This is a genomic window from Lujinxingia vulgaris (genome assembly GCF_007997015.1).
Lineage (GTDB): Bacteria > Myxococcota_A > Bradymonadia > Bradymonadales > Bradymonadaceae > Lujinxingia > Lujinxingia vulgaris.
Window position 1 is genome coordinate 129,876 of the sequence record NZ_VOSM01000010.1, and the last position, 25,747, is coordinate 155,622.

The following is a 25,747-nucleotide window of genomic DNA, read 5'->3' on the forward strand; positions in this document are numbered from 1 at the left end:
ACACATGGTTTGGCCCGCGCGGTCGTCTCCAGCCCCCCCCAAGGAATGTAGCGATGAGTGATACGATTCAGGCCGCCCTTATCACCGAGATTGGCGAGATGATCGCCGGCGATGATTATCTGCAGGCCCAGGAGTGGCAGGGGTTGGGCCTGGTCGTGACGATTCAAGACGGCACTCGGCGGATGACGGGCTTTCGCTATCTGGAGGATGGCAGCTTCGAGGCCGACACGCCTGATAACGGCGGAGACGTGATGCGCAAGCTCCGGGAGCTCAAACATGCCATGATCGCCAATGGCGACGGCGCGTTTGTGCAATGTCTGATTCACCTGACCCGGCCGGACTACCGGTTGCGCCTGCAGTTTGAGTTTGACGACCCGACGCGCTGGAAGCCGAAAAAGATCAGTATGGATATGAGCGAGTTCGCGGAGATGTTGCGTCCGAAATAAGCTTTTTAGCCACCAGGGGGCCTTTGCGTGAGGCTGGTCTGGCAGGTTGATGTTATCCGGGCTTGTTGAGAGCGTCGCGGCCTCCCGGTGAGCGGCGATATGCGTAGAGATGTTGCAGAGAAGCGCGATGGATTGGGACACACTCGAACTTATCGAACTTGTGGTGACCCTCTCGGTGGTTCCGCTTGCCATTCTGGCCGCTTATCTCGACCGCCGTCATCGGGCGAAAAGCGCCTCGGCCTGGCGGGAGGTCGCCGATCATTGCGACCTGCACTTTCTGGATCGAGGCGCCGCCGATCAGGAGCTTGAGGAAAGCTACCGCGGCTACAAACTCCGTGTGAGTAGCGAGCTGTTTAAGGTGGAGGCGGGGCGCTCCACCCAGACCTGTTACGTGACCACGATCGCCGTGAACACGCTGCAGGCGGCGGTGCGGGAGGCAAGAATCGACCCCCGCGAGCCTTACGCGCATGAGACTGGCGAGTGGAAAGCGACCACAAAGAGCTTTGCGGCGGCCTTTCGGCAGAACGACGCCGAGGTGACCCGCTGGCTGGCTGACGACCCCGATCTTCGCCACGTCATGGAGCGGGTGCAGGCCGCCGGCGACAACCTGGAGCTTCGAGAGGGCCAGGTGCGGCGCAGCCGCCAGCACCTCTTCGCGTCCTTTGGCGAGCTGCTCAAGTTCATCAACACCACCATCGAGCTGACCTCGAAGATCGACGCGCGCGCCCGCCAGCTCATCAGGGCCGAAGATGCCCCGGGTGAGGGGAAGGTGGTTAACAGCGAAATGGAGGAGGCAGTCGGCGCCGGCGCTTCGGGTGGCGAGCTGTGGTAATATGAGCGCCGGGGATTTGAAACCGCTCGGAGGTCGAGGGCGATCTTTCGGAACACGGCATCGTTTCATGCATGGTGTCAAAATCTTTATAGAGACCGGGAGCAGAGGATGGATGAGTCCATCGTCATCACCGTCGCGCTATATGTTTCGCTGATCGCGCTCGTCGTCGGCGCTTCCTACGCCGAGCGGCGCTGGCGACAAAAGAGCTCGCTGGCCTGGCAGAAGGTGGCCGAGCAGAGGGGGCTTCTATTTCGGGATCGGGGCCCCGAGGATCAGGCGCTCGAGGGGCGCCATCGCGGCTATGAGCTGGATGTGCACACTGAGACCCGCCAGATTGAGGTGGGGCGCTCAACCTTCACCGCCTACCTGACCACGATCAAGGTCACAGCGCGAGAGCCTGGGGTGGGTGCGGCCGGAATCGATCCTCATGAGCCCTACCCCCACGGCAGCCGTGGCTGGAAAGCGAAGGCGCTGCGTTTTGAGCAGGCGTTTCGCCAGCGCGACACCGAGGTAACGCTTACCCTGGCCAAAGACCCGGCGATTCGCCAGGCCTTCGAGCAGATTCAGGCCAGCGGAGATAACCTCATCCTGGGCGAGGGGCAGGTGCGGCGCACCCGAGAGGCGCTCCTGGCGTCACCGAAGGATCTGGTGGCGTTCATCGACTCGACCATCGATCTGGTGATGATGATCGACGCCTGCGCACGAAAGCTCTCCGGCGCCGGGCACACCCAACATAATAAGCAGAAGGCCGAGCAAGAGGTCCCTGCCAGCGCTTCGAGCCCGGTGGTGTGGTGATTTTCCAGCAGATAAGCACCGACCCGGGGTCGCACGAAGTTCTTTGTTGATGCGGGTGATCGACGGTTGCCGGGTGGTTGATCCCGGCGACGAAGTGCATGCGGAGAGATGTCGGTTATCGGGACCGACGCGCCTGGCGAGCACCGCGTTCAGGAGGTTTGCCCCGCGTCCAGAATGGCTTTGATGGCCTTGAGGTCGTTGAGGTTAGCGCGTCGCATCGCCCGCGCCATCACAGGGGCGGCGATCTTCGAGAAGCCCGAGGGTTCGCCGCAGTTGCGAAGGGTCATCCGCGTCTGGGCGGGGTTGGTGGTTTCGAAGGTGTAGGTCGTCTCCATAGGGAAGAGGCCCTCGGCGGTGCGCATGACCAGGCGCTGCTCGCTGAGCTCGACGAATTCATAGGTGTAGGCCAGGCGGCGTTTTAGGAAGGTCGCCACGAAGGCCACCTTCGAGCCCACCTGCAGCGGGGGCTCGCTGACCCACTCCACACTCTTGATGTTGGCGTACCACTCCGGGGCGTTGTCAAAATTGTTGGCATAGGCGGCGACCTCGGCCAGGGGGCGCTCGATGAGGATCTCGGTCACGACGTCGACGCTCATAAGAAAACTCTGAAAGGGGAAGGTGTGTGCCTGATTGGGGAGAGGTTGCGCGTGGGAAAGGGGGGCAGACGTCTGACCGTGGGTCGCGCAAAACCCCCGAAATGATACCGGAGTGACACCGACCCGGGGTCGCACGAAGTTCTTTATTGATGCGGGTGATCGACGACCCCGGCACCTTCCGCGTGTCGCGTCGCAGAGGCAGGCGACGCAAAAACTCGCCGCATCATTCCGGCCACGTTATCAGTGTGGCGGGTTTGCCCCGATACCTACAACAGACGATTTTGAGGACGCTGCGCGGCCCTCGCGGCGAGTGCGCCCGATGGCCTTGCGCGAGCGTCGCAACATCCCGATGGGAGATGAATCATGCTCAAGAAGATAGTTTTTGGTTTTGCCGCGCTGGTGGTGGTGCTGGTGGTGGTGATCGCGCTGCAACCCTCGGAGTTCCGCGTGGAGCGCTCGCAGACGATTGAGGCGCCGGCGCCGGTGGTGTTCGCCCAGATCAACGACTTTCGTAATTGGGAGGCCTGGTCTCCCTGGGCGCGGCTCGATGAGAGCATGGAGGTCGACCACACCGGCGCCGAGACTGGCGAGGGCGCCGTCTACACCTGGCAGGGCAACGATGATGTGGGCCAGGGGCGCATGACGATTCTGGAGAGCACGCCCTCTGAGGAGGTCGTGATCAAGCTGGAGTTCATCAAACCATTTGAGTCCACCAACACCACCCGCTTTGTGCTTACGCCGGCTGGCGAGAACACCGAGGTGAGCTGGATCATGGCCGGAGACAACACCTTTATGTCCAAAGCTTTTGGGCTCTTCTTTGATATGGACGCGGCCATCGGCGCGGATTTTGAGAAAGGGCTCGCGGCGATGAACATCGCCGCGAAGCAGGCCGCGGAGAAAGGCGAAACGTCAGCTGAAGACGTTACGCCGGCCGAAGTCGAAGCTCCGACCGAAGCGCCGGCGGCTGAGCACGACGCCGGAGCTGCCGAAGATGACGCCTCCGCCGAGGGTGATGTGCCGTGAACGAATGCGCGTGACTGCACGCCCCTGGCGGCACGACCGGTGGCTGCACGACCGGTGGCTGCACGACCGGGGGTCGCACGAAGTCCTTGATTCATGCGGGTGAGACGCGACCCCGGGTCATCCCAACGCTGATATCGATCGTTGAAAAAAACGCCGCGCGATCCTCCGGAGATCGCGCGGCGTCTTTCGTTCTGATATCGCCAAAAAAACTCAGTGGTAGGTGTGCTCGTCGTGGATGATGGGGGGCTCGTAGAGGTCGATGAGCTTTTGCAGGTTGGCGTAGAAGAGCGCGTCGGTGCCGTCGATGTGGCGACGGATCCAGAAGCCGACGGCGGATTTGACCACGTTGCCATCGAAGTAGCCGCCGTCGAAGCCGCGCTCGGAAAAATAGGTGTGATCGCCGGTGGGGTTGGCGATGAAGTGGGGGTTAAAGAAGTAAAAATACGCTTCGTAATGATCGGGGCTTACGCCTCCGGGGCTCTGCATGGCCCGGGTGAGGCGTTTGGCCTCGGCGGCCAGGTAGTCGGGGTTTTGCTGCAGCTTGAGGTAGGTGGCGCGGTAGATCGCGGCCAGGGGCATCACGACGCGATCGTAGGTGGGGGTGGTCAGGTCGATAAAGAGGGTGTCCTCGGGAGAGGGGATCGCCCAGGAGGCCAGGGTGGCGACAAAGTCCGGGTTGTAATGGCCAAAGTTCTTGGTGGCGTCGAGCTTGAGCTCGCCATGGTGGGGGCCGCTTACGAAGACGGGGACTGGCGAGAGGTCGAAGAGCTGCGGGGCGTCGATGAAGTTTCGGGCGCGGCAGTAGAGGGTGCGCAGGCCGCCGTGGGGGAAGTAGTCGAAGGTGTCGCAGGCGTGCGGGGCGCGCTCGATGGCCAGCCAGGCTTCGCGGGCGGCGCGTTGCAAGTCGGCGAGGAGGGCGGGTGCGGTGACCGACGCGGTGACTGCGGCGCTCGCTGCGCCCGGCTGGGACTCGGTGGTTTGGGTGGAGCAGGCCGACAGGGTGGCGGCGCAGCCGAGTGTGGCGACCAGGATGAGCACCTGGCGAGGCAATGTGGCATGCATCATGAACCTCTCATCATTCATCAAGCGTAGGTGTGGGCATGGCGAGGAGTTGTGAGTTTACGCTTAACAGCAGGGGTACGTCGACGTGGCGAGAGGCGTTCGCTACGATCGAAGGCAGGCATTGAGCGACGAGCGCGCGCAGGCGCGAGGGCAAGGGAGAGACGATGCGATCGAGAATGATGCGGTGGATGCTGGCCGTCGGGGTGATGCTCTTTCTGGCGAGCAACGCGGTGATGCTCGGGCTGATGTGGGGCATCTATTTTAATGAGATCATCACCGATGTAGACCAGGAGCACGTGATTGTGCTCACCCGGGATCTGGCCGCCGGTGAGCGTCTGGGGCCCACCAACTCGGTGCTTGCGCACCTGCCGGTGGGGGAGATCCCCGGGCACGCCGTGCGCTCCAAAGAGGTGATCTTTCACCAGCACGCTGTCCTGCACCACGAGGGGCGCGCCGGCCAGATCCTCACCTACGATCTACTCGTGGAGCGGCCCGTGTGGCGCTCGGAGAATCGCCAGAGCCTGGAGACGATGCTCGGGCAGTGAAGCTGCGTTTGGGCGCGTAAATAAAGGCCGATGTGCGACCCCGGGTCGGGGCATTGAGGCCCCCGGTCGGTGCGAATCATTCAACAAAGGTTGCTTGAAAAGACCGACCGGGGGAGGTGCGCGGTGTCAATGGGCGCAGTAGGTCGCCATATAAAGCTGAGCGTTCATGGGATTGGGAGCGCTGTCGATGCGCATCCAGGCCAGGGCCATGAAGTCTCCCAGGTTTGCCAGGGTTGGTACGGAGGTGGAGAAGCCCTGCTCAAAGGCGATGGGTTCGTCGCGAGGCGCGCCGCTGGGGTCGAACTCCTGGAGAATAAGAGCGCGCTGGTCGCGCCAGCTCAGCGCGATGGCGTCGCCAGTCCACGCGGCGTGGGTGTCGTAGGTGTTCGCGCTGGTCGTGGTCAGGTCTTCATCGACAAGCACCGCTTCGCCATCGGCATCAAGGGTGTTGAGCAGAAAGTAGCGCGCATTGTGGATGCTGACGATCGCGTAGTGATCGCCAGTCCACATCACCCAGGGGCTGTACGAGTGGGACTCGCCGACACGAATCGGAGCCTCATCGAGAGGTTCGGCCAGGGCATCGAAACGTTGGAAGAAGGTCGCGTCGTTCTCGGCAGCAGCATCGGTATAGCCGCGCCAGACAAGGGCGGCGTGGTCTTCAACCCAGATCATATGCGGGGCGGCGTCGGCCTGATAGGTCGTCAGATCGATGGGACCGGCAAGAAGCTCACCGGTGGAGCTGAGGGCGGCCAGCCGGTGTGTCCAGTGGTAGTCACCACCTTCAACCAGACTCTCTTTCCACGAGAGTAGCCAGCCCTGGTCGGTCGCGACGAGGTTAGGGCTGACGATGGCGCGATCCTCGACCAGCGGGGCGCTTACGCCCAGAGATTGCCCCTGCGCGTCAAAGCGTTCCAAAAAGAGGCTCTCTTTATTCTGAGTCGCGCTGTACTCGATGCGGGCCAACGCAAACACCTCACCATCGGATGCCAGCGCGTGCGGTCCGATCTCGTCGAAGAAGGGGGAGTCGGTCAGGGCGATGTTGTCGCCGATCTGCTGACCATCACGATCAAAACGCGCCATATAAAGGTCGGTGTTGGTCGAGTTTTCACCCAGGTCATCGCTCCAGACCACCGCGTAGGTCGCGCCAAGACCGGCGATAGCGCGCGGGGTGTAAACGTTGGTGTTAGAAGTGTCGGCGAGCAGCTGCGCCTCGCTCAAACCCTGCGCATCGCAGAAGGGCTCCAGACATTGATCACCGACCTCCACCAGCCCCTCGTCGCAGAGGCAGGTGATGGCATCGTCGACAACCTCGCAGCGGGTGCGCCCGGCCTCGGTGCAGGAGTCTTCCTGGCAGGTCGGGGGTTCCTCGGCATCGGGTTCGTCGTCGACGTCAGGGGTGTCATCGGCGTCGGGCTCGCCGTCGACGTCCGGGGTGTCTTCGGCGTCGGGCTCGTTTGCGTCGGGCTCGTTTGCGTCGGGCTCATTGGCATCGGGACCTGTGTCGCTAAGGTCGGTGTCGGGATCCTGCGGGTTGGGGGTGTCAGGATCATCGGAGCAGGCCGCAGCGAGCAGCGCGAAGATAAGCAGCGTGGACAGGGATGTTCGAATGTTCATCAGGTGCCTCCAGAAATTTGAGGGTGTTGCATCCATTCATCAAGAAACCGAGGTCAGGCCGCTGAGGCGCATAAAACAAAGCGCTCATGCACGTCGCGAGGCCCTGTGAGGGCTCACTCGTGGCAGGACTCGGTGTCAGGGGCATCTCTTTAAGCAGAGAGCATGCCACTCTTCTGGAGGGGGGCCGGCACGTCGGGGCGGATGCGTGAGCTTCGCTCCAGACGACGTGCTCGGTTCAGACCGGAGCCGCTGTGCTCGTCGCCATCTCGGCGCAACGAAGCCCCCGGGCACCTGCCAGGCGCGGATGGAGGGGGAAGGGCAGCATATCTTCAAAAATCTGGCCGGCGATGAGCCACTCGCTCATGAGCTGAGCGCGGCTGTTCAGGCCGAGTTTTTGGTAGATCCGCGAGACGTACTGGTGGGCCGAGCGCGGGGTCAGCCCCATGACCTCGGCGATCTCGCGTTCGGTCAGCGAGTCGAGCAGAAGTTCGTAGCACTCGCGCTCGCGCGGGGTCAGCGGGGCCTGGTGCGAGAGCAGCCCGTGGCTCATGAGCACGCGTACAAGGTAGGGGCCACAGCGCTCCATAAAGCGGGCCAGGGCGAGTTGGTCGTCGTGGTTGAAGACGGGCTGGCCAATCGCCCGATCGACGCCGATGACGATCTCTACCGTCTCGCTACAGGGCAGCGCACCGATCATTCGATCGCCGGAGCCCAGCATCTCCAGCATCTCACCGGAGGGCGTCTGATCCCAGGCGCGAGCTTCGATGAGATCTTCGCGAAGCAGCACCCGGAAGAGGCCGGCGGAGCGCGCGATAGCCACCGAGGAGGGCACGTCATTCAGCGGGACGCGGGTGCGCATCCACTCCTGGATGCGGGCCTGATGCATCGGGGTCGTGCCCGTGGCGTAGTTATGAATCGGCGTCCAGCCCTGAATCGGCTCGCTCTTTAAATTGCGTGGCAGCACCCGGTCGCGGGTGATGATCAGCAAAAACGCGCGGTGCCCGGCCAGCGCGCAGGCGGCCTGCTCAGCGATTGCCTCGGCCAAAAGGTTGGGATGGTGCTGGGGAGCGATGGCCAGCGCGCTGAGTGCGTCGCTGAGGCGTTGCCAGTAGAGCGGCATAGGGGCTCGAAGTGGGGGGCTCTGGGTCAGGCACAGCCAGCGGCAGAGCGCTACAACAGGATTGGAGCTTCGAGTCCCGATTCTTGGGCGCGGGGGGCAAGGTGTCAAGCGACCGGGCGCAGATGATGCGTCCCGGTCGCCGGCCCGGTGCTCAGCGCGGGGTGAGGTGGTTATCGACCGTGGGGGGCACGGTGTCGCCGCGAGCCTGAAGGGCGAGTGCCTCGGGGTGGCGCTGGTAGTGCTTGCGCACGATGTTGGCCAGGCGTGCGCGGGTGGCGTTGTCGACCGGAGCGGGGTGGGCGTCGGGAAGCGCGTCGGCCAGCGCCTCGACCAGCTCATGCTGGGGGGCGGGGACTTTCTCGGCCCAGCTGCGCAGCAGCGCGCGATCGACCTCGGCCGGCAGCGAGCCCATGATGCCCACGTCGTTCTGGCTATGGACGAGAAGTCCGCTGGTGGTGCCGCGATCGAGGGTGAGCACCTGAAAGAGGTAGAGGGTGTGGTAGTCGAGCTGCTGGTGTTTTTCTTCCTCGGTGGGGGCCGGCGCGTCTTTGAGGCTCTCTTCGAGCAGCGCGCCGTAGGTGGCGATCACCGCCTCGCCATAGGCGCGGGCCAGGCGCAGGTCGGCCTCAAAATCGCCGCTGGAGTAGCCCTCCAGGTAGAAGTGGGCCACCCCGCGGGTGCGCTCCAGCGCGGGGATGTAGAAGTAGCGGTCGCCCTGGGCCTTGGCCTCTTCAAAAAGCTCGGTGCTGACGCCGCGCAGCGCGCCCAAAAAACGCGAGGTCTGCGCGTCATTGGGGTGCGAGGGGTTTAAGTCGGCCATGATGCGCCAGGTGCCCGGGCCACCTTTGAGCTCGGTCCAGCTGATATGCATATGCATGGAGCTGGCCATGGGGTGGGCCGGATGCACGATGGTGGAGAGGGCGGTGGCCGAGCCTAAGCGCTTTTCGGGAAGATCGTCGTAGTGCACACACGAGACGTTGACCGAGGCGCGGTTAAAGGTGGGGGTGTCGGCGGTGGCAAGCCGCGTGCCGCCGCCGTGAGTGCCCTCATCACGCAGCCAGGAGATGGGCTCAAACGCCGGCTCATCGGCGTTGGGCGCGGCGGCGACCAGGCGAGTGGCGAGCTGGGATTGCAGAGCTTCAACGAGCTCCAGGGCGCGGGCGGCACGGGAGGATTGGGGGAAGGTGCGTTGGGAGGTTGTCATATCTTGGCCAGGGTCAATAGGTCGAGGTAGGAAGCGCCTCATCAAAGCATTCCGACTTTAGGTTTGGGGGGCGGAGAGGGGGGCATGTGGTCTTGCGCCCTAAAAGACGATGCCCACCATAAGGTCGACCCAGATCTGGAGAAGATCATTGTTTTGTCGCAGGTCCACAAGGGCTACTGGCGACCCATAGTCGCGGTTGGTTGCCGATGTCGTAGAATAGATGTTGAGCGAGGGGCCGGCGATCAACGCGAAACGCGGTGCAAGTCGCCAGCCCAGGGGCGCGCGCAGATGAAAGTGTGTCCCGCTTGAGGCCGTGCTGAGGTCTGCAAACATGACCACCGCGTCGATGTCGGCGAAGTAAGGGCGATCGTCAAAAGGCAGGTGAAGCCCGAGGCCTGCGCCGATGGAGCCGGAATTGCCGAAGAGGGCCGTGCCGCTTTGAACGAGATAGCGCAGCCGGCGACCGCCCATGCTCAATCCCGTGTAGATATGGCCGGGCAGCGCGTAGTAGCCAAACAACCTCGGGGGGTAATCCGTGGCGATGTTCACCAGTCCCACCGGCCAGTTGGCGTTTTTGGAGATGTTTATAAGCCCGACCTGGGTGCCTTCGATGGCGCCGGCGATGTTGACGGCGCCGACCTGGGCGCCCCGCTGGTTGTCGCTGACGTTGACCGCAGCGACCTGGGCGCCCTCGATGGTGCGCGAGTAGTTGAAGGCCGAGGCGACCTGGGCGCCCTCAAAGTCGCCGTCGTTCCAGCTGGCTATGAGGCCAATCTGGGCGCCGGAGCCCCGGCGCGCGGTGTGGTTGATGAGGCCTATCTGCGTGCCCCGGGCCTGCTCATGACTGCCGATGAGGTTGAGCGTCAGCGGGGCGCTCGGCGGGCCGAAACTCACGCCGGGGAGAAGCCCCAGGCGAAGCGAGCCGGGGGGCTCCAGTGCGGGAGGTTGGGAGGCTGGCGAGGGCGTTCTGGCAGGTGCGCGGGCGGAGGCGGCCTCGGCCACCTCCCGGGTTCGCAGCGCCGAGAGGTTGGCCAGGGATGCGGCTTTGCGGGCGGTCCGACGCGCGGCTTCCTGGTTGAAGAGGGCATCGACCTCCGCGTCGGCGCGCGTTTCTATGAGGCTCCTTGTGAGCGCGACGCTCTCGGTGGCGAGGGCGGAAGCCCGAGCGCGGGCGTCGTCGCCGTGGGCCTGGCGCGCGGCGGTGATCACCCAGGCCAGGCGGCTTGCGGCCTCGCGGATGGCCTCGGAGTCAGCCTCGGGCCCAAGCTGCGCGCGGTGCTCCAGGCTGGGGGTGCGCAGAATCACCACGCAGCGCTCACTACCCTCGGGCACCCAGAAGAGGCGCCAGCTCGCCGGGGAGGCGTCGGCGTTGGTGGTCTCGGCGTCGGCGGAGAGGTTGAGCTCGGGGAGGCGCAGCGCGAGCTCGGCGCGCAGCTCGTCGGCGGCGTCGGTGTCGGCGCAGGCCGAGACGGTCTGCAGCTCCAGACGCTCGGCAGCAGGCTGCGCCCGCGCCACAGCGGAGCTGGTGAGGTGGGCCGCGAGGAGCGCGAGGGTGAGGGTGCTGGCGAGCCTGACGCGCACTCAGCGTCCCCCGCAGTGGGGGCTCTGTGCGCGGCGATCGCCAAGGAGCCGGCAGAGCTCGTTGATGGCGATGGGCGCGGCCATATCGTCGGGCCAGGTGTTGGCAAAGTAGGTCAGGTGGTCGATGGCCCGATGCTCATCATTGAGCTGGCGGTAGTAGAGCAGCGCCAGATCCAGACGCACCGTGGCCGCAGCGCGGTCGCGGGAGCCGAGCACCTCGAGGAGATCTTCGTAGTGAGCGGCGGCCTTTGCGAAGTTGCGCCGGCGCATGGCCTCCTCGGCCTCCAGACGCAGGGTGGCCGGGCCGGGGGCGCGGGCGGTGGAGTTTTCTGGAGATGTCTGGCGAGGGGAGGCCTGGCGGATATTGGGCGCGGACGCGGCCTGGTCGTCGGCCAGATCATCGGAGGTGGGCTGGGCGCTGGCGCGGGCTCGGGCGGCCTCTTTCGCCAGGGCCTGACGGGCCCTGTGGCTCTCCGGGTCAACGTGGGTGGTCACCGATGCCCAGCGTGTGGGGGGGATCGGGCGCTGGCGTCCCTCGGCCCAGGCGCTGCCACCGAGCACCGGCTCCTCCTCGCCGCCTTCCTCCCGCACCACCACCTCGCCAGTGATCACACCGAGCTCCGACTGGTCGGCGTCGACATAAAAGGCGGTGCCCACCACGGTGGCCTCGGCGCCGGGGAAACGCACCTGCAGGGTCTGGTTTTCGGTGGGCAAGAACTCCAGCACGAGCGTGCCCTGGCGAGCCTCGATCTCCCAGCCCTGCTCCAGCACCGAGATGCCCCAGCGGGCGTCGTCGGAGGCGAAGAGGCGCAGCGCGTCGAGCTCCAGCGTGGGGGCGCTCTCGGCGTCTTCGGCCGCAGCCGGGGCGGGGCGTCCCCCGGCGAGTGTGGCGGCGTTGTCGCTGGCTGTGGGCGCGTCGTCTGCGGTGGTGGCGACGCCATCGGAGGGGGAGTGAGGCTCGTCGACCCAGCCCGAGAAGATCAGCGGCCAGGCCAGAAAGGCCACGAGCGCCGCGGCCAGCGCGATGATCAGGTGGGCGGCCGAGGCGCTGCGACGCGCCGGCGTGTCGTCGTCGCTGGAGGTTGCGGTGGAAAACGCGCCACTCGGCGGTGGGCCGATGCGGCCTGTGGGCGTAAGGCGATGTGCCGGGCGCTCGCCAGTGGGTGGGGCGGCCGGCCAGGACTCACCAGGGGAGCCCAGGCGCGCGTCGTCGCCGCGAGTTACCCCGGGGTGGGGCGCATCCAGGGTGTCTTCAATGCGCGAGAAGAGGGCGTCGGCGTCAAAAGGCACCGGATCGGCCGGATCCCAGATCGTGGCTTCGTCGAGCATATCGCCCAGACGCTCGACGTAGTCGCGGCAGCTGGCGCAATGCTCCACATGCGCGTCCAGGGTTGCCAGATCACTGCCGGAGAGCTCCCCGCGGCGCAGATCGAAGGCGTCGATCCGGATCTTTTTGCAGAGCTCACTGCTGCTCATGGCCGCTCTCCACGTTGGGTGGCTTCGAGCACCTCGCGCAAATCTTGCCGCGCGCGGCGCACCCGGGAGGCCACCGTGTTGAGCGGGTCGCCGGTTAAGTCGGCGATCTCGCGCAACTTCATGCCCTCGATCTCATAGAGCACAAAGGCTTCGCGATGATCCAGGGGCATCTTCTCCATCGCGGCGTAGAGGCCGCGCAGCTGATCGCGGGCCTCCAGGCGCCGCCAGGAGCTGCCGGACTGGCGCAGCGGGCGCCAGTCGTCGAGCGAGACGGTCTTCTTGCGCCGTCGCAGGTGATCGATGGCCACGTTGCGCGAGACCCGGTAGAGCCAGGTCGTGAAGGTGCAGTCGCCGCGGTAGTCCGCCAGGCAGCGGTGCACCTGCACAAAGACCTCCTGAACCACATCTTCCAGATCGCCGCGGGGCCCGACCAGCCGCCCCACATGATGCGCCACATAGCCGACGTGGCGCTCGTAGAGCTGCCGAAACGCGACGCGATCTCCGGCGGCTGCGCGGGTGATCAACGTCGCGTCGACGTCAAACTGGGGTTCGGTCTGGGCCATAAGGGCGGCTCAACATCGGTCAGAGAGTCGGGGGCACCGGGTGCCGGCGGATCTTCGGAGAAAGTCCGAAACGTTGCAAGCGGTTACACTTTTTGCCGACACCCGGGCATTGCTTCTCTTAGAAGGGTACGCACAGACCGTCGAGGCAGCGCGAGTTATCTGCGCAGTCGCTGCTCAGGGTGCACTCCGGGTTGGTCTCGTGGGCGGCCACGCAGTAGCCCTCCACGCAGGTGTCGCCGGCGCCGCCGATGATCTCGCAGTCCTCATCGCAGGTGCAGGCGGAGCGGCAGCGGGCGTTGACGCAGTCTTCGTCCGGGTTGCAGTCCGCGCCCACCCGGCACTGGGGGCCGGGGCGGTGGTCGGGGCGGCAGACGCCGCTGCGGCAGTACTCCCCGTCGGCGCAGGCCGCGTCGCTCTCGCAACGATCCAGGCAGAAGCCGTTGATGCAGGCACCCGTGCCGCAGTCCTCATCGTAGACGCACTGGTCGCCGCCCTGGCGGTCGGGCTGGCAGATGCCATCCTGGCAGACCTCGGTGGTCGGGCAATGCAGATCGTCGGTGCAGGTGACCTGGCAGCGCCCATCGAGGCAGAGCGAGCCGAAGGGGCACTCGTTGTTGAGCACGCAGCTGTCGAGCGGGCCGCAGCCGGGCTGGCCATCATCTTCGACCGGGCAGTCGTCATCGCCGGTATCTGCGCCATCATCGCCGGTATCTGCGCCATCATCGCCGGTGTCTGCGCCATCATCGTAGCCGGCGTCATCATCGTAGTCGGAGCCATCGTCGTAAGGATCGTCGCTGTCGCGGCAGCGGCCGCTGACGCAGCGCTCATCGTCGTCGCAATCCGAGCTCCAGGTGCACTCGGCCTCGGCGCAGACATCGTCGTCACACACACCGCTAAAGCAGTCGCTGTCGCGATCGCACTCGCAGCCAACTTCGCCGTCGCCACCCCAGCTGTGGCCCTCTTCAACAATCAGGCAGGCGCTCGAGAAGAGCATCATTGCCAGCACCATCATCAGCTTGAGCACATGTACCATGGTCGACCTCCAGAAGAAGTGGGTCGGGCGGTCGATTTTTCGCCCGCTTTTTCACACAATGACGAGCGCCCCTCGATGGAGGCCTCAAACCCTTGGTCGGAAGGTCGGCGTTTTTTTGTGCAAACCTTTTCATTTTTTCTGGAGACGGCATGACCCCACCCCTCTCAACACCGCTTCGCTGGCCGCTGATCGCGCTGATGGCCGGTCTTCTGGCCTGCGGCGACACGGCCGATTCGCCCGACACCTCCGATCCAGACGCTGGCGAGGAGCCGGTCGGGGTGGATATCTCAACGGGGGAGGGCGCGCGGGTGGAGCCCACCGAGACGACGCCCACCCTGGTGGTGGAGGAGGAGAGCTACACCTTCTCGCGCGCCTATTTTGGTCTGACCCACGCCGACGCCACCGAGTCCGGGCGCACCGAGCTCTACATCGAGGCGGTGGAGGGCGGCGATGAGGGCTGCCCCACCGAAGATGGGGCCTCACCCGAGCGCAACATGCTCGTGCAGGGCGTTTATCTGGATGAGGAAGGGGAGCCCGCAGCCGAAGACGCGCAGCTGATTATTTTTGATTATATGGGCGACTTTGTGCCGCCGGAGGCCAACCCGCCGCTTTTGCGCAGCGAGGGCACCCCGCAGCTCACCCTCTTTGAGGCCGAGGTCTGCGAGAGCTGTGTTGGCGAGGCCCAGCCCGAGGGATTTTTAAAACTATTTGTGGCGGGTGATACAACGGAGGGCGGTGTGGTCCGCGGGATGATCGAGGCCACCCACTGCGAATCGCTAGACGTGGGGCCGCCCACGCTGCCCACGCTTTAAGGTGTTTTGACCTGACCCCGGCGCCTCAATGGCGCCGGAGTTTTGTTTTGCAAGGGCATGATTTTGTTGGGTTTTCTGGTGTGTTGAACGCGTCGCAACCTTCTTCGCGAACACGGGCGCGCGTTGCACCCTTCTCCCTGAACGAAAACCCCTGAACGAAAAAAACGAGCGCTGCCGGGGGGGCAGCGCTCGTTTTTTTTTTGACCAATCAATTCCGGCGGTGCCGGGGCCCGACTCAGTGCGAGTGGGTGCCGTCGATGCCGTGCGGGTGCCCGTGATCGAGCTCCGAGGCGTTGGCGTCGCGGATGCCCTCGATCTTCACGTCGAAGAAGAGGGTTTCACCGGCCAGGGGGTGGTTGTTGTCGACCATGATCTTGTCGCCTTCGATTCCCACGACCCACAGGGGCATCTGGGAGCCGTCGGGCATCTGGGCGGCGAACATCATGCCTTCGTGAATCTCGGCGCCGGGGGGGAAGGCGCTGCGCTCGACGGGCTGCGGGCCGGGGCCCTGCTTCTCGCCATAACCCTCGGCCGGGGCGACCTCGGCTTTGAAGGCGTCGCCGACCTTTTTGCCGGTCATCTGGCTCTCCAGGCCGGGCACGATGTTGCCGGCGCCGTGGAGGTAGGCCATCGGCTCCTGACCTTCGGAGGAGTCGAGGACTTCGCCCTCTTTGTCGGTCAGGGTGTAATGAAAGATGACGACTTTGTCGTCGGCGACGACCGCGTTGAGGTCGGACATAAAAGCTCCTGAAACGTGAGCGTGTGTGTGATGCCAAACGATCAGGTCAAGGCGTCAGAAGCGCATCGACGCCAACCCGTTCGGCGTAGCGTGGGTCCAAATCCTGGACCTTTTGGAGCAAGCTAGTCGCGAGAGGGCGATCATTCAAGCGCCGCAAGGCGATCATCGCCAGCTCGTAGGCCTGTCGGGCGTTGAGATCGGGTTGTTTTTCCAAGAGCTCGATCTGGCTGCGCACCATCTCATCGGGCGCGCCCGAGCGTGAGGCGATCTGCAGAAGTCCCAGGCCGGCGGCGATGTTATTGGGCTCAAACTCCAGGGCGCGGCGGAAGTAGCGCTGGGCTTCTTCAAAATGGTCTTCGCCGCGGGCCATGGTGATCTGCCCGTCGGCGACCATGATGGCGGCCTGCTGCTGCGGGCCGGGGGCGGAGGGCTGCAGCACCGCGGAGTTTTGCGCCGTCGGGGGCTGACCGGCTGCGATCGGATTTTGCGCGGCCGGAGGTTGCGCGGAGGGAAGTTCGTTTTGCGCGGCCGGAGGTTGGGTTTCTTCGTCTGGATTTTGCCCGGCCGCGGGCTGGTTTTGCGCGACCGGGGGTTGAACATCGGCGTTATTCTGCGCGGCGTTCGCGCTGCTCACGGCGTTCTGGGTGGCCCCGGTGGTGCGGGCCTGGCGGGCCTCCAGCCGGTTGATCTGCTCGGCGATGCCTGCGGCGTTGAGCCCGCGGAAGGGGCCAAAGGCCGGGTCGAGCTGGCGCGCGCGCTTGAACGCAGCGAGCGCCCGGTCGGCAGCAGCGCTCTCGCGCTCCATCTGCGCGAGGTTCAGGCTGGCGTCGAGCACGTGCACCACCGCCTCATCGGGGCGCGTGGTTTTGAGCTGGTCGATGAGCTCGCGGGCCTGGGCCTCCTGGCCGAGCTGCACATAGCTCCAGGCCAGGGCCGGCGCGGCCGGCGACGAGGTGCCGCCGGCCTCCACCGCGTCCTGATAGAGCGCCACAAGCTCCATATAACGCCCGGTGAGCAGAAAGACCTGCTCGATGGACTCCAGGCGCTGCACCACATCGGCGCGCGTGAGCAGCGAGGGGGCGTTCTGCACAAAGCTGTCGGCGATCTCGGTGTAGTTGGCGCGCTCGGCCTCCGAGAGAAGCGCTGGCGAGGAGGCGCGGGCCGGCTCGGCCTGCAAGTCGCGGCCGGACCAGGGGCTTAAGTACACAAGCGAGTCCGCCTCTGGTAGGTCTGCTTCCGAGCAGCCGGCGGTGGCCAGGGCGACTGTGCCCAGAAGCGCCAGACTCAGCGCGCGTCCGCTAGTTTGTCGATGTCGACGATGTCGCGTCATCATTTTCGTTATCAGGGGGCCAGGCATGGCGTCCTCGTTTTGAGCTCGGGAGCAGCGAGACTTTGAGCAAACCCACCTTAGACGGCAAGCCTTCCCGGGCGATCATCGCGCTGGGCACCAACCTGGGCGATCGGGCCCTGGCGCTCAAGCGCGCGCTCGACGCCCTCGACCACCTGCCGCGCAGCGGCCTGGGCGCGCTCAGCGCGTTTTATGAGACGCAGCCACGCATTGTCGAGGACCAACCGCTCTTTTTAAACGCCTGCGCCGAGCTCTTCACCGAGCTTGCTCCTCTCGATCTTCTCGACGGGCTGCTCGCCATTGAGCGCGCGATGGGGCGAGTGCGTCTGCAGCCGAAGGGACCGCGAGCGATCGATCTGGATCTTTTGTTTTATGACGATCAGACGCTCGATCATCCCCGGCTGACCCTGCCGCATCCGGCGATTGCCGAGCGGGCTTTTGTGCTCGTGCCCCTCTGCGATATCGCCGCCGAGCTTGAGCATCCCGTGCTCGGCGTGAGCGCCCAAAAGCTTCTCGAAGGCTGTGAGGATGCGGGCTGGGTAAGGGAGTTCGAAGAGGCGCCGGCGCTGACTCTTTTGTTCTGATTTCTTTTGATAAAAGGTGAATGAAATCAGTGGCTTGCGTGGCTTTTGGCTTCTCAGTCGTCCTTCATCAAAACCCACCCGATCGTCCTGATTAACCTACGCCTAAAAACCTCGCCTGAACCGCCCGCAGCTCATCGCGCAACCTGGCAGCATCCTCGAAACGCAGCTCCCGGGCGGCGACCTTCATGGCCTCGCGCAACTTCTCGATGCGTTTCTCCAGAAGCTGGGGTGTCTCCTCGGCGCCGGGGCTCAGCACGCCGGAGGTGTCGTCGAGCAGCGCCGCGGCCTTCTCGTAAGGGCTGGCATCGGGCGCGGCGTCGGGGTCCGGCGGAACGTGCTGCTCCAGGTCGGAGATCTTTTTGGTGATCGTGCGCGGCGTGATGCCGTGGGCCTCGTTGTAAGCGAGCTGAATCTCGCGGCGGCGGTTGGTCTCCTCGACCGCCTCTTTGATGGAGCGGGTGAGGGTGTCGGCATAAAGGATGACTTTGCCTTTGGAGTTACGCGCAGCACGCCCGATGGTCTGAATCAGGCTGCGCGTCGAGCGCAAGAATCCCTCTTTATCGGCGTCGAGAATCGCCACCAGACTGACCTCGGGGATGTCCAGGCCCTCACGCAGAAGGTTGATGCCGATGAGCACGTCGAAGACGCCTTTTCGCAGGTCGCGAATTAAGTTCATGCGCTCGATGGTGTCGATGTCGCTGTGCAGGTAGCGCACCTTCACGCCGAGCTCTTCGAGGTATTCGGTGAGATCTTCGCTCATGCGTTTGGTGAGCGTTGTGACGAGCACGCGTTCGCCGGCGTCGACGCGCTGGCGAATCTCGCCATAGACGTCGTCGACCTGCTCGAGCGCCGGGCGGATCTCGATCTCCGGGTCGATGAGGCCGGTCGGGCGGATGATCTGCTCGACGACCACGCCCTCGCATTTCTCAAGCTCGTAGTCGCCCGGGGTGGCCGAGACGAAGATCACCTGGTTGATGTGATTCTCCCACTCCTCGAACTTCATGGGGCGGTTGTCCATCGCGCTGGGCAGGCGAAAGCCGTGCTCCACCAGCGTGGTCTTGCGGGAGCGGTCGCCGCGGTACATGCCGCCGATCTGCGGCACGGTGACGTGCGACTCGTCGATGACCAGCAGGTAGTCGTCGGGGAAGTAGTCGAAAAGGCAGGGCGGGGCAGCGCCCGGGTCGCGGCCGGAGAAGTGGCGCGAGTAGTTCTCAATCCCGTTGCAGAAGCCCATCGTCGCGATCATCTCCAGGTCGAACTGGGTGCGCTGCTCCAGGCGCTGGGCCTCCAGCAGCATCCCGCGCGCCACGAGCTCCTCTAAACGCTCGCGCAGCTCGGCCTTGATGGACTCCATCGCCAGCTTCTTCTTCTCGGGGAGCACGGCGTAGTGGGTGTTGGGGTAGACGGCGATCTTTTCCAGCTGGCGCAGCCGCTTTCCGCGCAAAGGATCGATCTCGTAGATCGCCTCGACCTCGTCGCCGAAAAACTCGATGCGAATCGCCTTATCCTCCTCGTGCGCCGGGAAGATTTCCACGACATCGCCCCGCACCCGGAAGGTGCCGCGGTGGAAGTCCATGTCGCGACGCTTGAACTGCATCTCCACCAACTTCTCCAGCACACTATCTCGCCGTACCTCGTCGCCCTCCTCCAGGAACAACAACATCCCCATATAGGCCTCGCCGCTCCCCAGGCCGTAGATGCAGCTGACCGAGGCCACGATGAGCACGTCGTTGCGCTCAAAGAGGCTGCGCGTGGCGGAGTGGCGCATGCGGTCGATGGCGTCGTTGATCGCCGAATCTTTCTCGATGAAGGTGTCGGTCGAGGGGATGTACGCCTCGGGCTGGTAGTAGTCGTAATAACTTACGAAATACTCCACCGCGTTATGGGGGAAGAGCTCTTTGAATTCGGCGTAAAGCTGCGCGGCCAGCGTCTTGTTGGGCGCCATCACGAGCGTCGGTTTGTTGACCTGCGCCACCGTGTTGGCGATCGCAAAGGTCTTGCCCGTGCCGGTCGCCCCGAGCAGCGTCTGGTAGCGCTCCCCGCGCTGCAAGCCCTCGACCATCTGCTTGATGGCGGTGGGCTGGTCCCCCTCTGGCGAGTATTCGGTCACAAGCTCGAACTTTCTGGACTCTCGCACGGCCACACCTCTGCTTCTCTGCTTCGTTCCGGTAAACCACCGCTTCGCCACGGCGACCCTGCGCCGGCGCATCACCACCTGCGATCCGGCGCGTTTTCACATGAATGGTAAGCGCCAGAATGCCGGTACATCTGTACAGGCGTAGGTGGGGAAGATCAACGGTTGGGTCCGAGAACTATTCCAGCCGATGGTCAGCCAACTCGGTGGGGGGAAACGACGTTCTTGGGGTTCTTACTTTTTGTGCTTTGTTTTATGTGGGATGGGGAAGATCGCGCACGTCGCCGCGAACGTGCGAGCGGTGCGGAGTGTCAGAATGCCCGTCTTCAGGAGGTTTTATGAGTAAAGACCCTTACGATCTTATGGCGAACTACGACTACCGGAAGACGGAAGAGTACAAGCGGCATGAGCGTGCAATGGCGGAGCTTGACGCGATGACCCCGGAGGAACAGCGCCAGACGCTGATCGATGCCGGGATTCTCAACGAGGACGGGGAGCTTGTGGAGCGTTACGGGGGTACCGCGCCGAATCCGGAAGAAGAGGATGACTGGAACTTTGAGAATCGCTCAGCAAGCGACAATGCGATGAGTGAAAGCCCTTATGATCTCATGGCCAACTACGATTACCGCAAGACGGAAGAGTACAAGCTCCATGAACGGGCGATGGCCGCGTTTGATGCAATGACCGACGAGGAACAGCGCCAGACGCTGATCGATGCCGGGATTCTCAACGAGGACGGTGAACTGGTGGAGCGTTACGGGGGTACCGCGCCCAATCCAGAAGATTGAGCGACGCGCCTTCTCGTTGAGAGCAAGCCGAGAGCAAAAAGACGCCGGCGCGGCCTTGAGGGGCCGCGCCGGCTTTTTTGTGTGGCGAGGTCGTGTGCCTCTCAGGCGTCAATCCCCCGCAGGTGCCGCCACCTCGCTGGCTTCGGCGGAGCTGGCTTCGGCGGTGTCGGAAGACTGGGGTTGGGCATCCAGCGCGAGCACGATGGCGACTACGGCGATCAGCGCGACGATGGCGAGTGTGATCAGGACCTGTTTCATCGCCTCCCTCCTGGCGAGTGGGTGGGGCGCCCGGGCGCACGCTTCTGGCGTGGCGCGCGGGTGGTCTGCCCCGGTTTGGGTAGTCAATGATGGCAGCCTACCGCGAAGGAGGGAGGTAAAAAAGAGGGGAGATGTAGCGAATGGTGAAGAGAAGACCAACACGCATCATTCATCCCCATCGCTCCAGAGATCGGGCAAAACCTCGAACTCGCCAGCAAATCGCGGGTCTTCGCGAGGCTCCTTCATCCATTTGAGCTCGTCGACCAGGCGTGCGAGGCGATGATCGATGACCGCCCCCTCAAAGGTGGTTTCCGAAATGTTTTCGACGGGGTCGCGGGGCAGCGTGACAGGCTCCAGACGATCGAACCAGACGCTCAGTGGGTGAAGAAACACAACTCCCCGATCCAGCAGATAAGGCTTTTGTTCGACAGGCAAAATCGCCCAGGTGTCGCCGTAAAGGACCGCGACGATGGGGTGGTGGGCAACCATGTAGAATCGCGTTTTTTTAATCAGGGGTAAGGGCATGTCGCTTCCTTCAGAAATAAAGAGTGGAGGGCATGTAAGTGACTGTAGATATTGATGAATTGGGGGGGGGGTTAAATGGACGATATGGCGCGCCTAAAACCCGACTGGAATCCGTACTTTTGAAGGTAATGCGTCGTGGATCCGATGTACCTCGGAGGGCACATAATCGCCCTCGCCATACGCCTGAATGAGCGCATCGAAGCTCCAGCGATTCGCCTTTTTACCCGCCACCTGCCGCGTCACGATGTTGAGGATCGCCGCACCAATCTGCGACTCGCCATCGACGCAAAAACGTCGAAACGCCGCGCGCGTCTGATACCCCTTCAGCACCGCCAGCGTGATGTCGTCCAGGTCGCCGGGGATGTCTTCAAAACGCGTAAGCCGCTCGCCATCGACCGTGGCGACCTCCAGCGCACGGCAGAAGTAGGCGGCGAGCACGGCGAAGGCGATGTCGTCGAGCTCCAGGCCCGGCGAGTCGCGGAGGTCGAGGGCGGCTTCAACGAGCCGGGTGGTGAGGGGATCGGCGGTGAGTTCGCTCTGGTGGAACCAGCGTGTGGTTACGGGGGAGAGGAGGTCGTGGGTTTGGGGGTCGAGGGTGAGGGTCGAGGGCATCGTAGAGATCCTTTACGTGGATGAAGTCGTTGTGCGTTGTGAGGATCACGCATCGGTGCCCCCGGAATTTGTCCTCTCAAACGTGTTGGCGTTTCGCATCCTCAACGCGGCGACGCGCAAGCTCGTCATCACCCCAGGCGGTCGTACCCACAACATATGCCGCCACTCGCCGATGGAGCTCTTCAGGCGCGGTGTTGGGGGGAACCTCATCGCCCACAAACCACCAAATTTTATGGTCGGGCACATATGTGATGTCGACATAGTCGCCGTGTGGCACTCCCAACCAGATTTTGTCGCCATCGCGCTCCACAATGAGCTGGTCGGCAAGCGTGGGATCACTGGCGTCGATGACGAAGGGGGCGAAGACGGCGGTCAACGCGTCATAAAGCGCCTGAGCATCGGTGTGGCTGGAGAGCGCGGCTTCAATCTGCTCCTGCAACGCGTCGCCAAGGGCAACGACCGCGTCGTACCAGGCGTCCGGATCCATCGTCGAAATATCAGGAAGTTTGCTCATCTCACGCTCCGCTGCAGGTCGGGCCGAAAGCCCGGGTTGGGTGAAGGACTCCCTCCATATAGCGGGCCGAAGTGCCAGCTGCGAATGCTAAAATACTCGTAAAACGACCATTGAAGGTTTCGCAGATCGCGTTCCCCCTCGCTATCTCTGAGGTGAGAACACGCTTTCACATCCACCTGAGGAGACACCATGAGCTTCTTTATCCCGGACCGCAGCAACCGCCCCACCGACGCCGACGACCCCACCGGCGGCACCCGCGAGCTGGCCACCGACAAACCTCCTAAAACCATCGAGTTGGTTGACGGGCGGGTGGCGGTCGTGGAGGCCGCCAGCGTCGATGGTTTTCATATGGTCTATTATTACTTCGACGCCACAGGCCTGGAGGGGGCCACGACCGCGGATCTGCAAGCGTTTATGGCGCGCTCCGGAATGGCGTTTGGCTCCAGGCATCCGGACGTTTCGATACATCTCTCAAGCTCGGCGACAAAGGACGCGCAGGGGAGGGGGATCTGGGAGTTTTGTGTGACGTATGATTGGGGATGAGGGGGGAAGGGCGGAAGCGTCCGGCTCCCGAGGTAAAAATTTCTCTCCCGGGGCGGAAGCGTCCGGCCCCCGAGGTAAAAATTTATCTCCCGAGGCGGAAGGCTCCGGGCATGGGGCGAAAAATCTGCGCGAAGGTACGGAAAGTTCCGGGCTATTGGCGAAAAATCTGCGCAGACATGCGGAACGATCCGGGTATAGGGCGAAAAATCTGCGCCGATATCCGGAAGTTTCCGGCCCCCGAAGTAAAAATTTCTCTCTAGAGGCGGAAGGCTCCGGGCCAGGAGCGAAAAATTTCGCTCGGGAGGCGGAAGCGTCCGGCTCCCGAGGTAGAAATTTCTCTCCCGGGGCGGAAAGCTCCGTGTTTTCTGTGAGATGTTTCGTCTCCCCCCTCCACCGCCCTCCCTTAATTGAGAAAATTCACCAGCTCCTCCGGCGGAATCACCCCCTGGCGGGCGAGGTCGATGGCGCGTTCGGCGAGCGGTGTGACGCCGCTGGCCTGGGCGGCCTGGCGCAGGCCGGAGGAGGGTTCGTCGGCGGCCAGGGCGGCGCGGAGTTGGTCGGTCAGCGGCATGAGTTCGACGACCGGGGTGCGGCCGCGGGTGCCGTCGCCGGCGCAGGCCGGGCAGCCGGCGCCGCGGTAGGTTTTAAAGCCCATGGGGGCGCCCTGGGGGAAGAGCTTTTGGGTGAAGGCGACCGGGGCGGTGAAGGGTTCGCGGCAGTTGTCGCAGATGCGGGCGGCGCTGCGCTGGGTGAGGATGGCGCTTAAGCCGTGGGCCAGGGCTTCGACGGGGACGCCGAACTCGCGCAGGCCCTGCAGCACGTGCAGGGCGCTCTTGCCGTGGAGGACGCCGACCACGCGCACGCCGCGGCGGGCCAGGTTGAGGGCCTGCATGACGGTCTGGGGGTCGGGGAAGTCGCCGATGCCGAGGACGTCGACGTCAAAACGTACGAACTCGGAGATGGCGGCGTCGAAGCCAAAGCCGCGCTCGGGTTGGATGAGCGCCTGCTGCACGCCGGGGATGGTGGCAAGGATGTCGTCTTCCAGCGAGGCGACCTTGAGACGGCGGTCGGCGCCCAGGCGTTTGAGCAGCGCGTAGAAGGTCTGGGACTTTTGTTCGTGGCGCGGACCCACAATCAAAAAGAGGCCCGGGGGGCCCTGGAGGACCGCATCAAGCTCGCCGACCACCTCCTCATCAAAGCCGAGCTCTTCGAGTCCCGCAGGCTCCTCGCCGCGGGAGAGGAGCTTGATGGAGAGCTGTTCGCCGAGGATCGAGGGCATCACGTGGATGTGCAGGTGGTAGGTGCGGGCGTCGCGCACCCAGGAGAGGCGGCCGCGCTGGGGGATGACCTGCTCCAGGGGGTCGAGATGCGCGCTCATCTTCAAAAATTCGACGAGGTAGGTGATCTCGGGGGCGTCAAAGGCCAGCTCGGCCACCTCGGTCAGCCCGGAGGCCATGCGCAGGCGCACCGAGGCGCCGTCGGGCTGGTTGTCGATGTGGATGGTGGAGGCGGAGACGCGGTGGGCGGCGCGCAGCACGTTTTCGAACTTCTGTTCGACGCGGGTTTTCAGGTTGTCTTCGTGCACATCGCCCGGGCGGCGGCCTTCGAGCAGGGTGTTCCAGAGGTGGTCGAACTCCTCGTGGCTCACCAGATAGGTCTCAATCTGGGTGGCGTCGAGGATGCGGGCCAGCTCGATGGTGGGGGCGTCCGGGTCGACCGTGGCGACGGTGAGGCGGCCCTGGTAGACGAGCAGCGGGATCACCTGGTGGTGGCGCAAGAAGGCCCGCGGCACCGAGTAGACGAGCTCGTGGTCGGCGATCTTTAAGAGCGTGTCGACCGGCGCGAGCAGAAAGCCGCGCTGAATGGCGAGCGCCTTGATGAGATCGCGCTCCTGGATGCGGGCGCTCTCGACCAGCGCCTGACCCAATCGCTGGCCGCGGGCGTCGGCTTCGAGGGCGGCGAGCTCGATGTCGGAGCGGTCGGCGACGCCGAGCTCGACGAGGATGTCGCCGAGTTTGGAGGAGAAGCGAAGTTGGCCCAGGCTCTGCTGATCGTAGGTGTCGGCGCCGGTGCGCTGGATGCAGAGGATCTCGGGGTGTTTGTCGCCCTCGGCCACCGGGACGACCATGCGGCCGCCGATGGCCAGGCGGCCCTTGAGTTTTTCGGGCACGCGCGGGGCGATGGCCGAGAGCAAAATGGCGTCGTAGGGGGAGTTGAGCGCGTATTCGGTCAGGCGCGGGCCGTGGAGGATGTCGACGTTGGCGATGCCGAGGCGTTTGAGGCGGCCTTCGGCGAGTTTGGCGAGCGGCAGGCGGCGCTCGACGGAGTAGACGAAGGAGGCCAGGCGGCTGAGCAGCGCGGCGATGTAGCCGGTGTCGGTGCCGATCTCCAGGACTTTGGCGTTGGGGGTGAGCTCGAGCGCGGCGATGAGTTTGCCGACGACTTCGAGCGGGGGCAGCGTGGTGGCAGCGCTTAAAGGTTGGTCGGGATCGTCGCCGGTGGCCATGAAGGTGCGGCGGGCGACCTGGTTGAGGACTTCGACGACGCGCGCGTCGTGCACGCCGCGGGCGGCGTACCAGGTGGCGTCGTGCTGCTCATGAGGCTCGGGGAGCGCGGGCGGGTCGAGGGCGATCTCGCTGACTTCGCTCAAGACTTCGATCTCGGGGTCGTCTGCGAAGGGATCGACGAAGGCGTCGCTGACTTCGGAGACCTCGCTGACCTCAGACGCTTCGGTGTCTTCGGAGGCGTCGCTGATTTCGGAAACTTCGGAGACTTCGGAGACGTCGCTGACTTCGCTGACTTCGCTGACTTCGGAAACTTCAGAAACCTCGGATACTTCGCTCACAGCCTACCTCTCGGTTTGAACGCAAAAAAATGACCCCACGCGCTATCGCATGGGGTCACCCTAGATCAGAGCGTTGCACGTATACAAAGCGAAACGCAGTGGGGCGGTACGCGAGGGCGCCCACAAAAAACGCCCCTACGGGAGAAAGGCCGTTG

At 64.2% G+C, this 25,747-nt stretch carries 26 protein-coding genes; 9 read left to right on the forward strand and 17 right to left on the reverse strand.

The features are described from left to right. The first annotated feature begins 53 nt into the window (after positions 1–53). The 3 genes from FRC98_RS17185 (at position 54) to FRC98_RS17195 (ending at position 2,073) form a co-directional block, all read left to right on the forward strand. Positions 54–446, forward strand: coding sequence for a hypothetical protein (locus FRC98_RS17185; RefSeq protein WP_146982661.1), 393 nt, complete (start codon positions 54–56; stop codon positions 444–446). A 127-nt stretch (positions 447–573) separates the two neighbouring features. Continuing rightward, positions 574–1,278 (forward strand): hypothetical protein, encoded by a 705-nt coding sequence (locus FRC98_RS17190; protein ID WP_146982662.1) that lies wholly within the window; start codon positions 574–576, stop codon positions 1,276–1,278. 108 nt (positions 1,279–1,386) lie between these two features. After that, positions 1,387–2,073 carry a hypothetical protein gene (locus tag FRC98_RS17195; RefSeq protein ID WP_146982663.1) on the forward strand — a complete coding sequence of 229 codons (687 nt, stop codon included), beginning with the start codon at positions 1,387–1,389 and terminating at the stop codon, positions 2,071–2,073. 149 nt (positions 2,074–2,222) lie between these two features. Here the strand turns inward: FRC98_RS17195 and FRC98_RS17200 are convergent, their stop codons facing one another. Further along, positions 2,223–2,669: an SRPBCC family protein gene (locus FRC98_RS17200; protein ID WP_146982664.1), complete on the reverse strand. Its 447-nt coding sequence runs from the start codon at positions 2,667–2,669 to the stop codon at positions 2,223–2,225. Between the two features lie 363 nt (positions 2,670–3,032). Between FRC98_RS17200 and FRC98_RS17205 the strand changes: the two genes are divergently transcribed. Next, the gene (locus FRC98_RS17205; RefSeq protein ID WP_146982665.1) at positions 3,033–3,692 is read left to right on the forward strand and encodes an SRPBCC family protein; all 660 of its coding nucleotides are present in this window, start codon (positions 3,033–3,035) and stop codon (positions 3,690–3,692) included. 210 nt (positions 3,693–3,902) lie between these two features. Here the strand turns inward: FRC98_RS17205 and FRC98_RS17210 are convergent, their stop codons facing one another. Continuing rightward, positions 3,903–4,757, reverse strand: a complete 855-nt coding sequence (locus FRC98_RS17210; protein ID WP_146982666.1) for a hypothetical protein — start codon at positions 4,755–4,757, stop codon at positions 3,903–3,905. Positions 4,758–4,918: 161 nt separating this feature from the next. Between FRC98_RS17210 and FRC98_RS17215 the strand changes: the two genes are divergently transcribed. After that, entirely contained in the window at positions 4,919–5,299 is a 381-nt protein-coding gene (locus FRC98_RS17215) for a hypothetical protein (RefSeq protein WP_146982667.1), read from the forward strand. Between the two features lie 126 nt (positions 5,300–5,425). Here the strand turns inward: FRC98_RS17215 and FRC98_RS17220 are convergent, their stop codons facing one another. From FRC98_RS17220 to FRC98_RS17250, 7 genes are all read right to left on the reverse strand, one after another. Continuing rightward, the gene (locus tag FRC98_RS17220) at positions 5,426–6,913 is read right to left on the reverse strand and encodes a hypothetical protein (protein ID WP_146982668.1); all 1,488 of its coding nucleotides are present in this window, start codon (positions 6,911–6,913) and stop codon (positions 5,426–5,428) included. Positions 6,914–7,148: 235 nt separating this feature from the next. Continuing rightward, positions 7,149–8,033 (reverse strand): helix-turn-helix transcriptional regulator, encoded by an 885-nt coding sequence (locus FRC98_RS17225; RefSeq protein WP_146982669.1) that lies wholly within the window; start codon positions 8,031–8,033, stop codon positions 7,149–7,151. Between the two features lie 151 nt (positions 8,034–8,184). Beyond that, complete coding sequence (locus FRC98_RS17230) at positions 8,185–9,237, reverse strand: coproporphyrinogen III oxidase (RefSeq protein WP_146982670.1); 1,053 nt, start codon at positions 9,235–9,237, stop codon at positions 8,185–8,187. Between the two features lie 99 nt (positions 9,238–9,336). Then, on the reverse strand, positions 9,337–10,818 hold the full coding sequence (locus tag FRC98_RS17235; RefSeq protein ID WP_146982671.1) for an LA_2272 family surface repeat-containing protein: 1,482 nt from the start codon (positions 10,816–10,818) through the stop codon (positions 9,337–9,339). Beyond that, positions 10,819–12,294 carry a zf-HC2 domain-containing protein gene (locus FRC98_RS17240; protein WP_146982672.1) on the reverse strand — a complete coding sequence of 492 codons (1,476 nt, stop codon included), beginning with the start codon at positions 12,292–12,294 and terminating at the stop codon, positions 10,819–10,821. Then, complete coding sequence (locus FRC98_RS17245) at positions 12,291–12,857, reverse strand: RNA polymerase sigma factor (protein ID WP_146982673.1); 567 nt, start codon at positions 12,855–12,857, stop codon at positions 12,291–12,293. Before FRC98_RS17245 ends, FRC98_RS17240 begins: the two co-directional genes overlap by 4 nt. A gap of 118 nt (positions 12,858–12,975) precedes the next feature. Beyond that, entirely contained in the window at positions 12,976–13,890 is a 915-nt protein-coding gene (locus FRC98_RS17250) for a DUF7107 domain-containing protein (protein ID WP_146982674.1), read from the reverse strand. A 149-nt stretch (positions 13,891–14,039) separates the two neighbouring features. On the opposite strand from FRC98_RS17250, the gene FRC98_RS17255 reads away from it, so the two are divergent. Further along, positions 14,040–14,702 (forward strand): hypothetical protein, encoded by a 663-nt coding sequence (locus FRC98_RS17255; RefSeq protein WP_146982675.1) that lies wholly within the window; start codon positions 14,040–14,042, stop codon positions 14,700–14,702. 235 nt (positions 14,703–14,937) lie between these two features. Here FRC98_RS17255 and FRC98_RS17260 read toward each other — a convergent pair whose 3' ends face one another. Then, entirely contained in the window at positions 14,938–15,441 is a 504-nt protein-coding gene (locus FRC98_RS17260; protein ID WP_146973776.1) for an FKBP-type peptidyl-prolyl cis-trans isomerase, read from the reverse strand. 46 nt (positions 15,442–15,487) lie between these two features. Beyond that, positions 15,488–16,771, reverse strand: a complete 1,284-nt coding sequence (locus FRC98_RS17265) for a tetratricopeptide repeat protein (protein WP_146982676.1) — start codon at positions 16,769–16,771, stop codon at positions 15,488–15,490. 62 nt (positions 16,772–16,833) lie between these two features. On the opposite strand from FRC98_RS17265, the gene folK reads away from it, so the two are divergent. Next, complete coding sequence (folK, locus tag FRC98_RS17270) at positions 16,834–17,373, forward strand: 2-amino-4-hydroxy-6-hydroxymethyldihydropteridine diphosphokinase (protein WP_146982677.1); 540 nt, start codon at positions 16,834–16,836, stop codon at positions 17,371–17,373. A 91-nt stretch (positions 17,374–17,464) separates the two neighbouring features. Here the strand turns inward: folK and uvrB are convergent, their stop codons facing one another. Next, entirely contained in the window at positions 17,465–19,510 is a 2,046-nt protein-coding gene (gene uvrB / locus FRC98_RS17275; RefSeq protein WP_230467727.1) for an excinuclease ABC subunit UvrB, read from the reverse strand. Between the two features lie 335 nt (positions 19,511–19,845). On the opposite strand from uvrB, the gene FRC98_RS17280 reads away from it, so the two are divergent. Further along, complete coding sequence (locus FRC98_RS17280; RefSeq protein ID WP_146982679.1) at positions 19,846–20,295, forward strand: hypothetical protein; 450 nt, start codon at positions 19,846–19,848, stop codon at positions 20,293–20,295. 108 nt (positions 20,296–20,403) lie between these two features. Here the strand turns inward: FRC98_RS17280 and FRC98_RS21700 are convergent, their stop codons facing one another. The 4 genes from FRC98_RS21700 to FRC98_RS17295 form a co-directional block, all read right to left on the reverse strand. Further along, on the reverse strand, positions 20,404–20,553 hold the full coding sequence (locus FRC98_RS21700) for a hypothetical protein (RefSeq protein WP_230467728.1): 150 nt from the start codon (positions 20,551–20,553) through the stop codon (positions 20,404–20,406). 165 nt (positions 20,554–20,718) lie between these two features. Next, positions 20,719–21,078 (reverse strand): hypothetical protein, encoded by a 360-nt coding sequence (locus FRC98_RS17285; RefSeq protein ID WP_146982680.1) that lies wholly within the window; start codon positions 21,076–21,078, stop codon positions 20,719–20,721. Between the two features lie 93 nt (positions 21,079–21,171). Continuing rightward, a complete protein-coding gene (locus FRC98_RS17290) occupies positions 21,172–21,690 on the reverse strand; it encodes a hypothetical protein (protein WP_146982681.1) in 519 nt (172 codons plus the stop codon). 76 nt (positions 21,691–21,766) lie between these two features. Then, on the reverse strand, positions 21,767–22,204 hold the full coding sequence (locus FRC98_RS17295; protein ID WP_146982682.1) for a hypothetical protein: 438 nt from the start codon (positions 22,202–22,204) through the stop codon (positions 21,767–21,769). A gap of 189 nt (positions 22,205–22,393) precedes the next feature. On the opposite strand from FRC98_RS17295, the gene FRC98_RS17300 reads away from it, so the two are divergent. Further along, a complete protein-coding gene (locus tag FRC98_RS17300; protein WP_146982683.1) occupies positions 22,394–22,747 on the forward strand; it encodes a hypothetical protein in 354 nt (117 codons plus the stop codon). Between the two features lie 403 nt (positions 22,748–23,150). On the opposite strand, the gene FRC98_RS17305 is transcribed toward FRC98_RS17300, so the two are convergent. Continuing rightward, positions 23,151–25,592, reverse strand: a complete 2,442-nt coding sequence (locus FRC98_RS17305; protein ID WP_146982684.1) for an ATPase, T2SS/T4P/T4SS family — start codon at positions 25,590–25,592, stop codon at positions 23,151–23,153. Positions 25,593–25,747 lie beyond the last annotated feature (155 nt).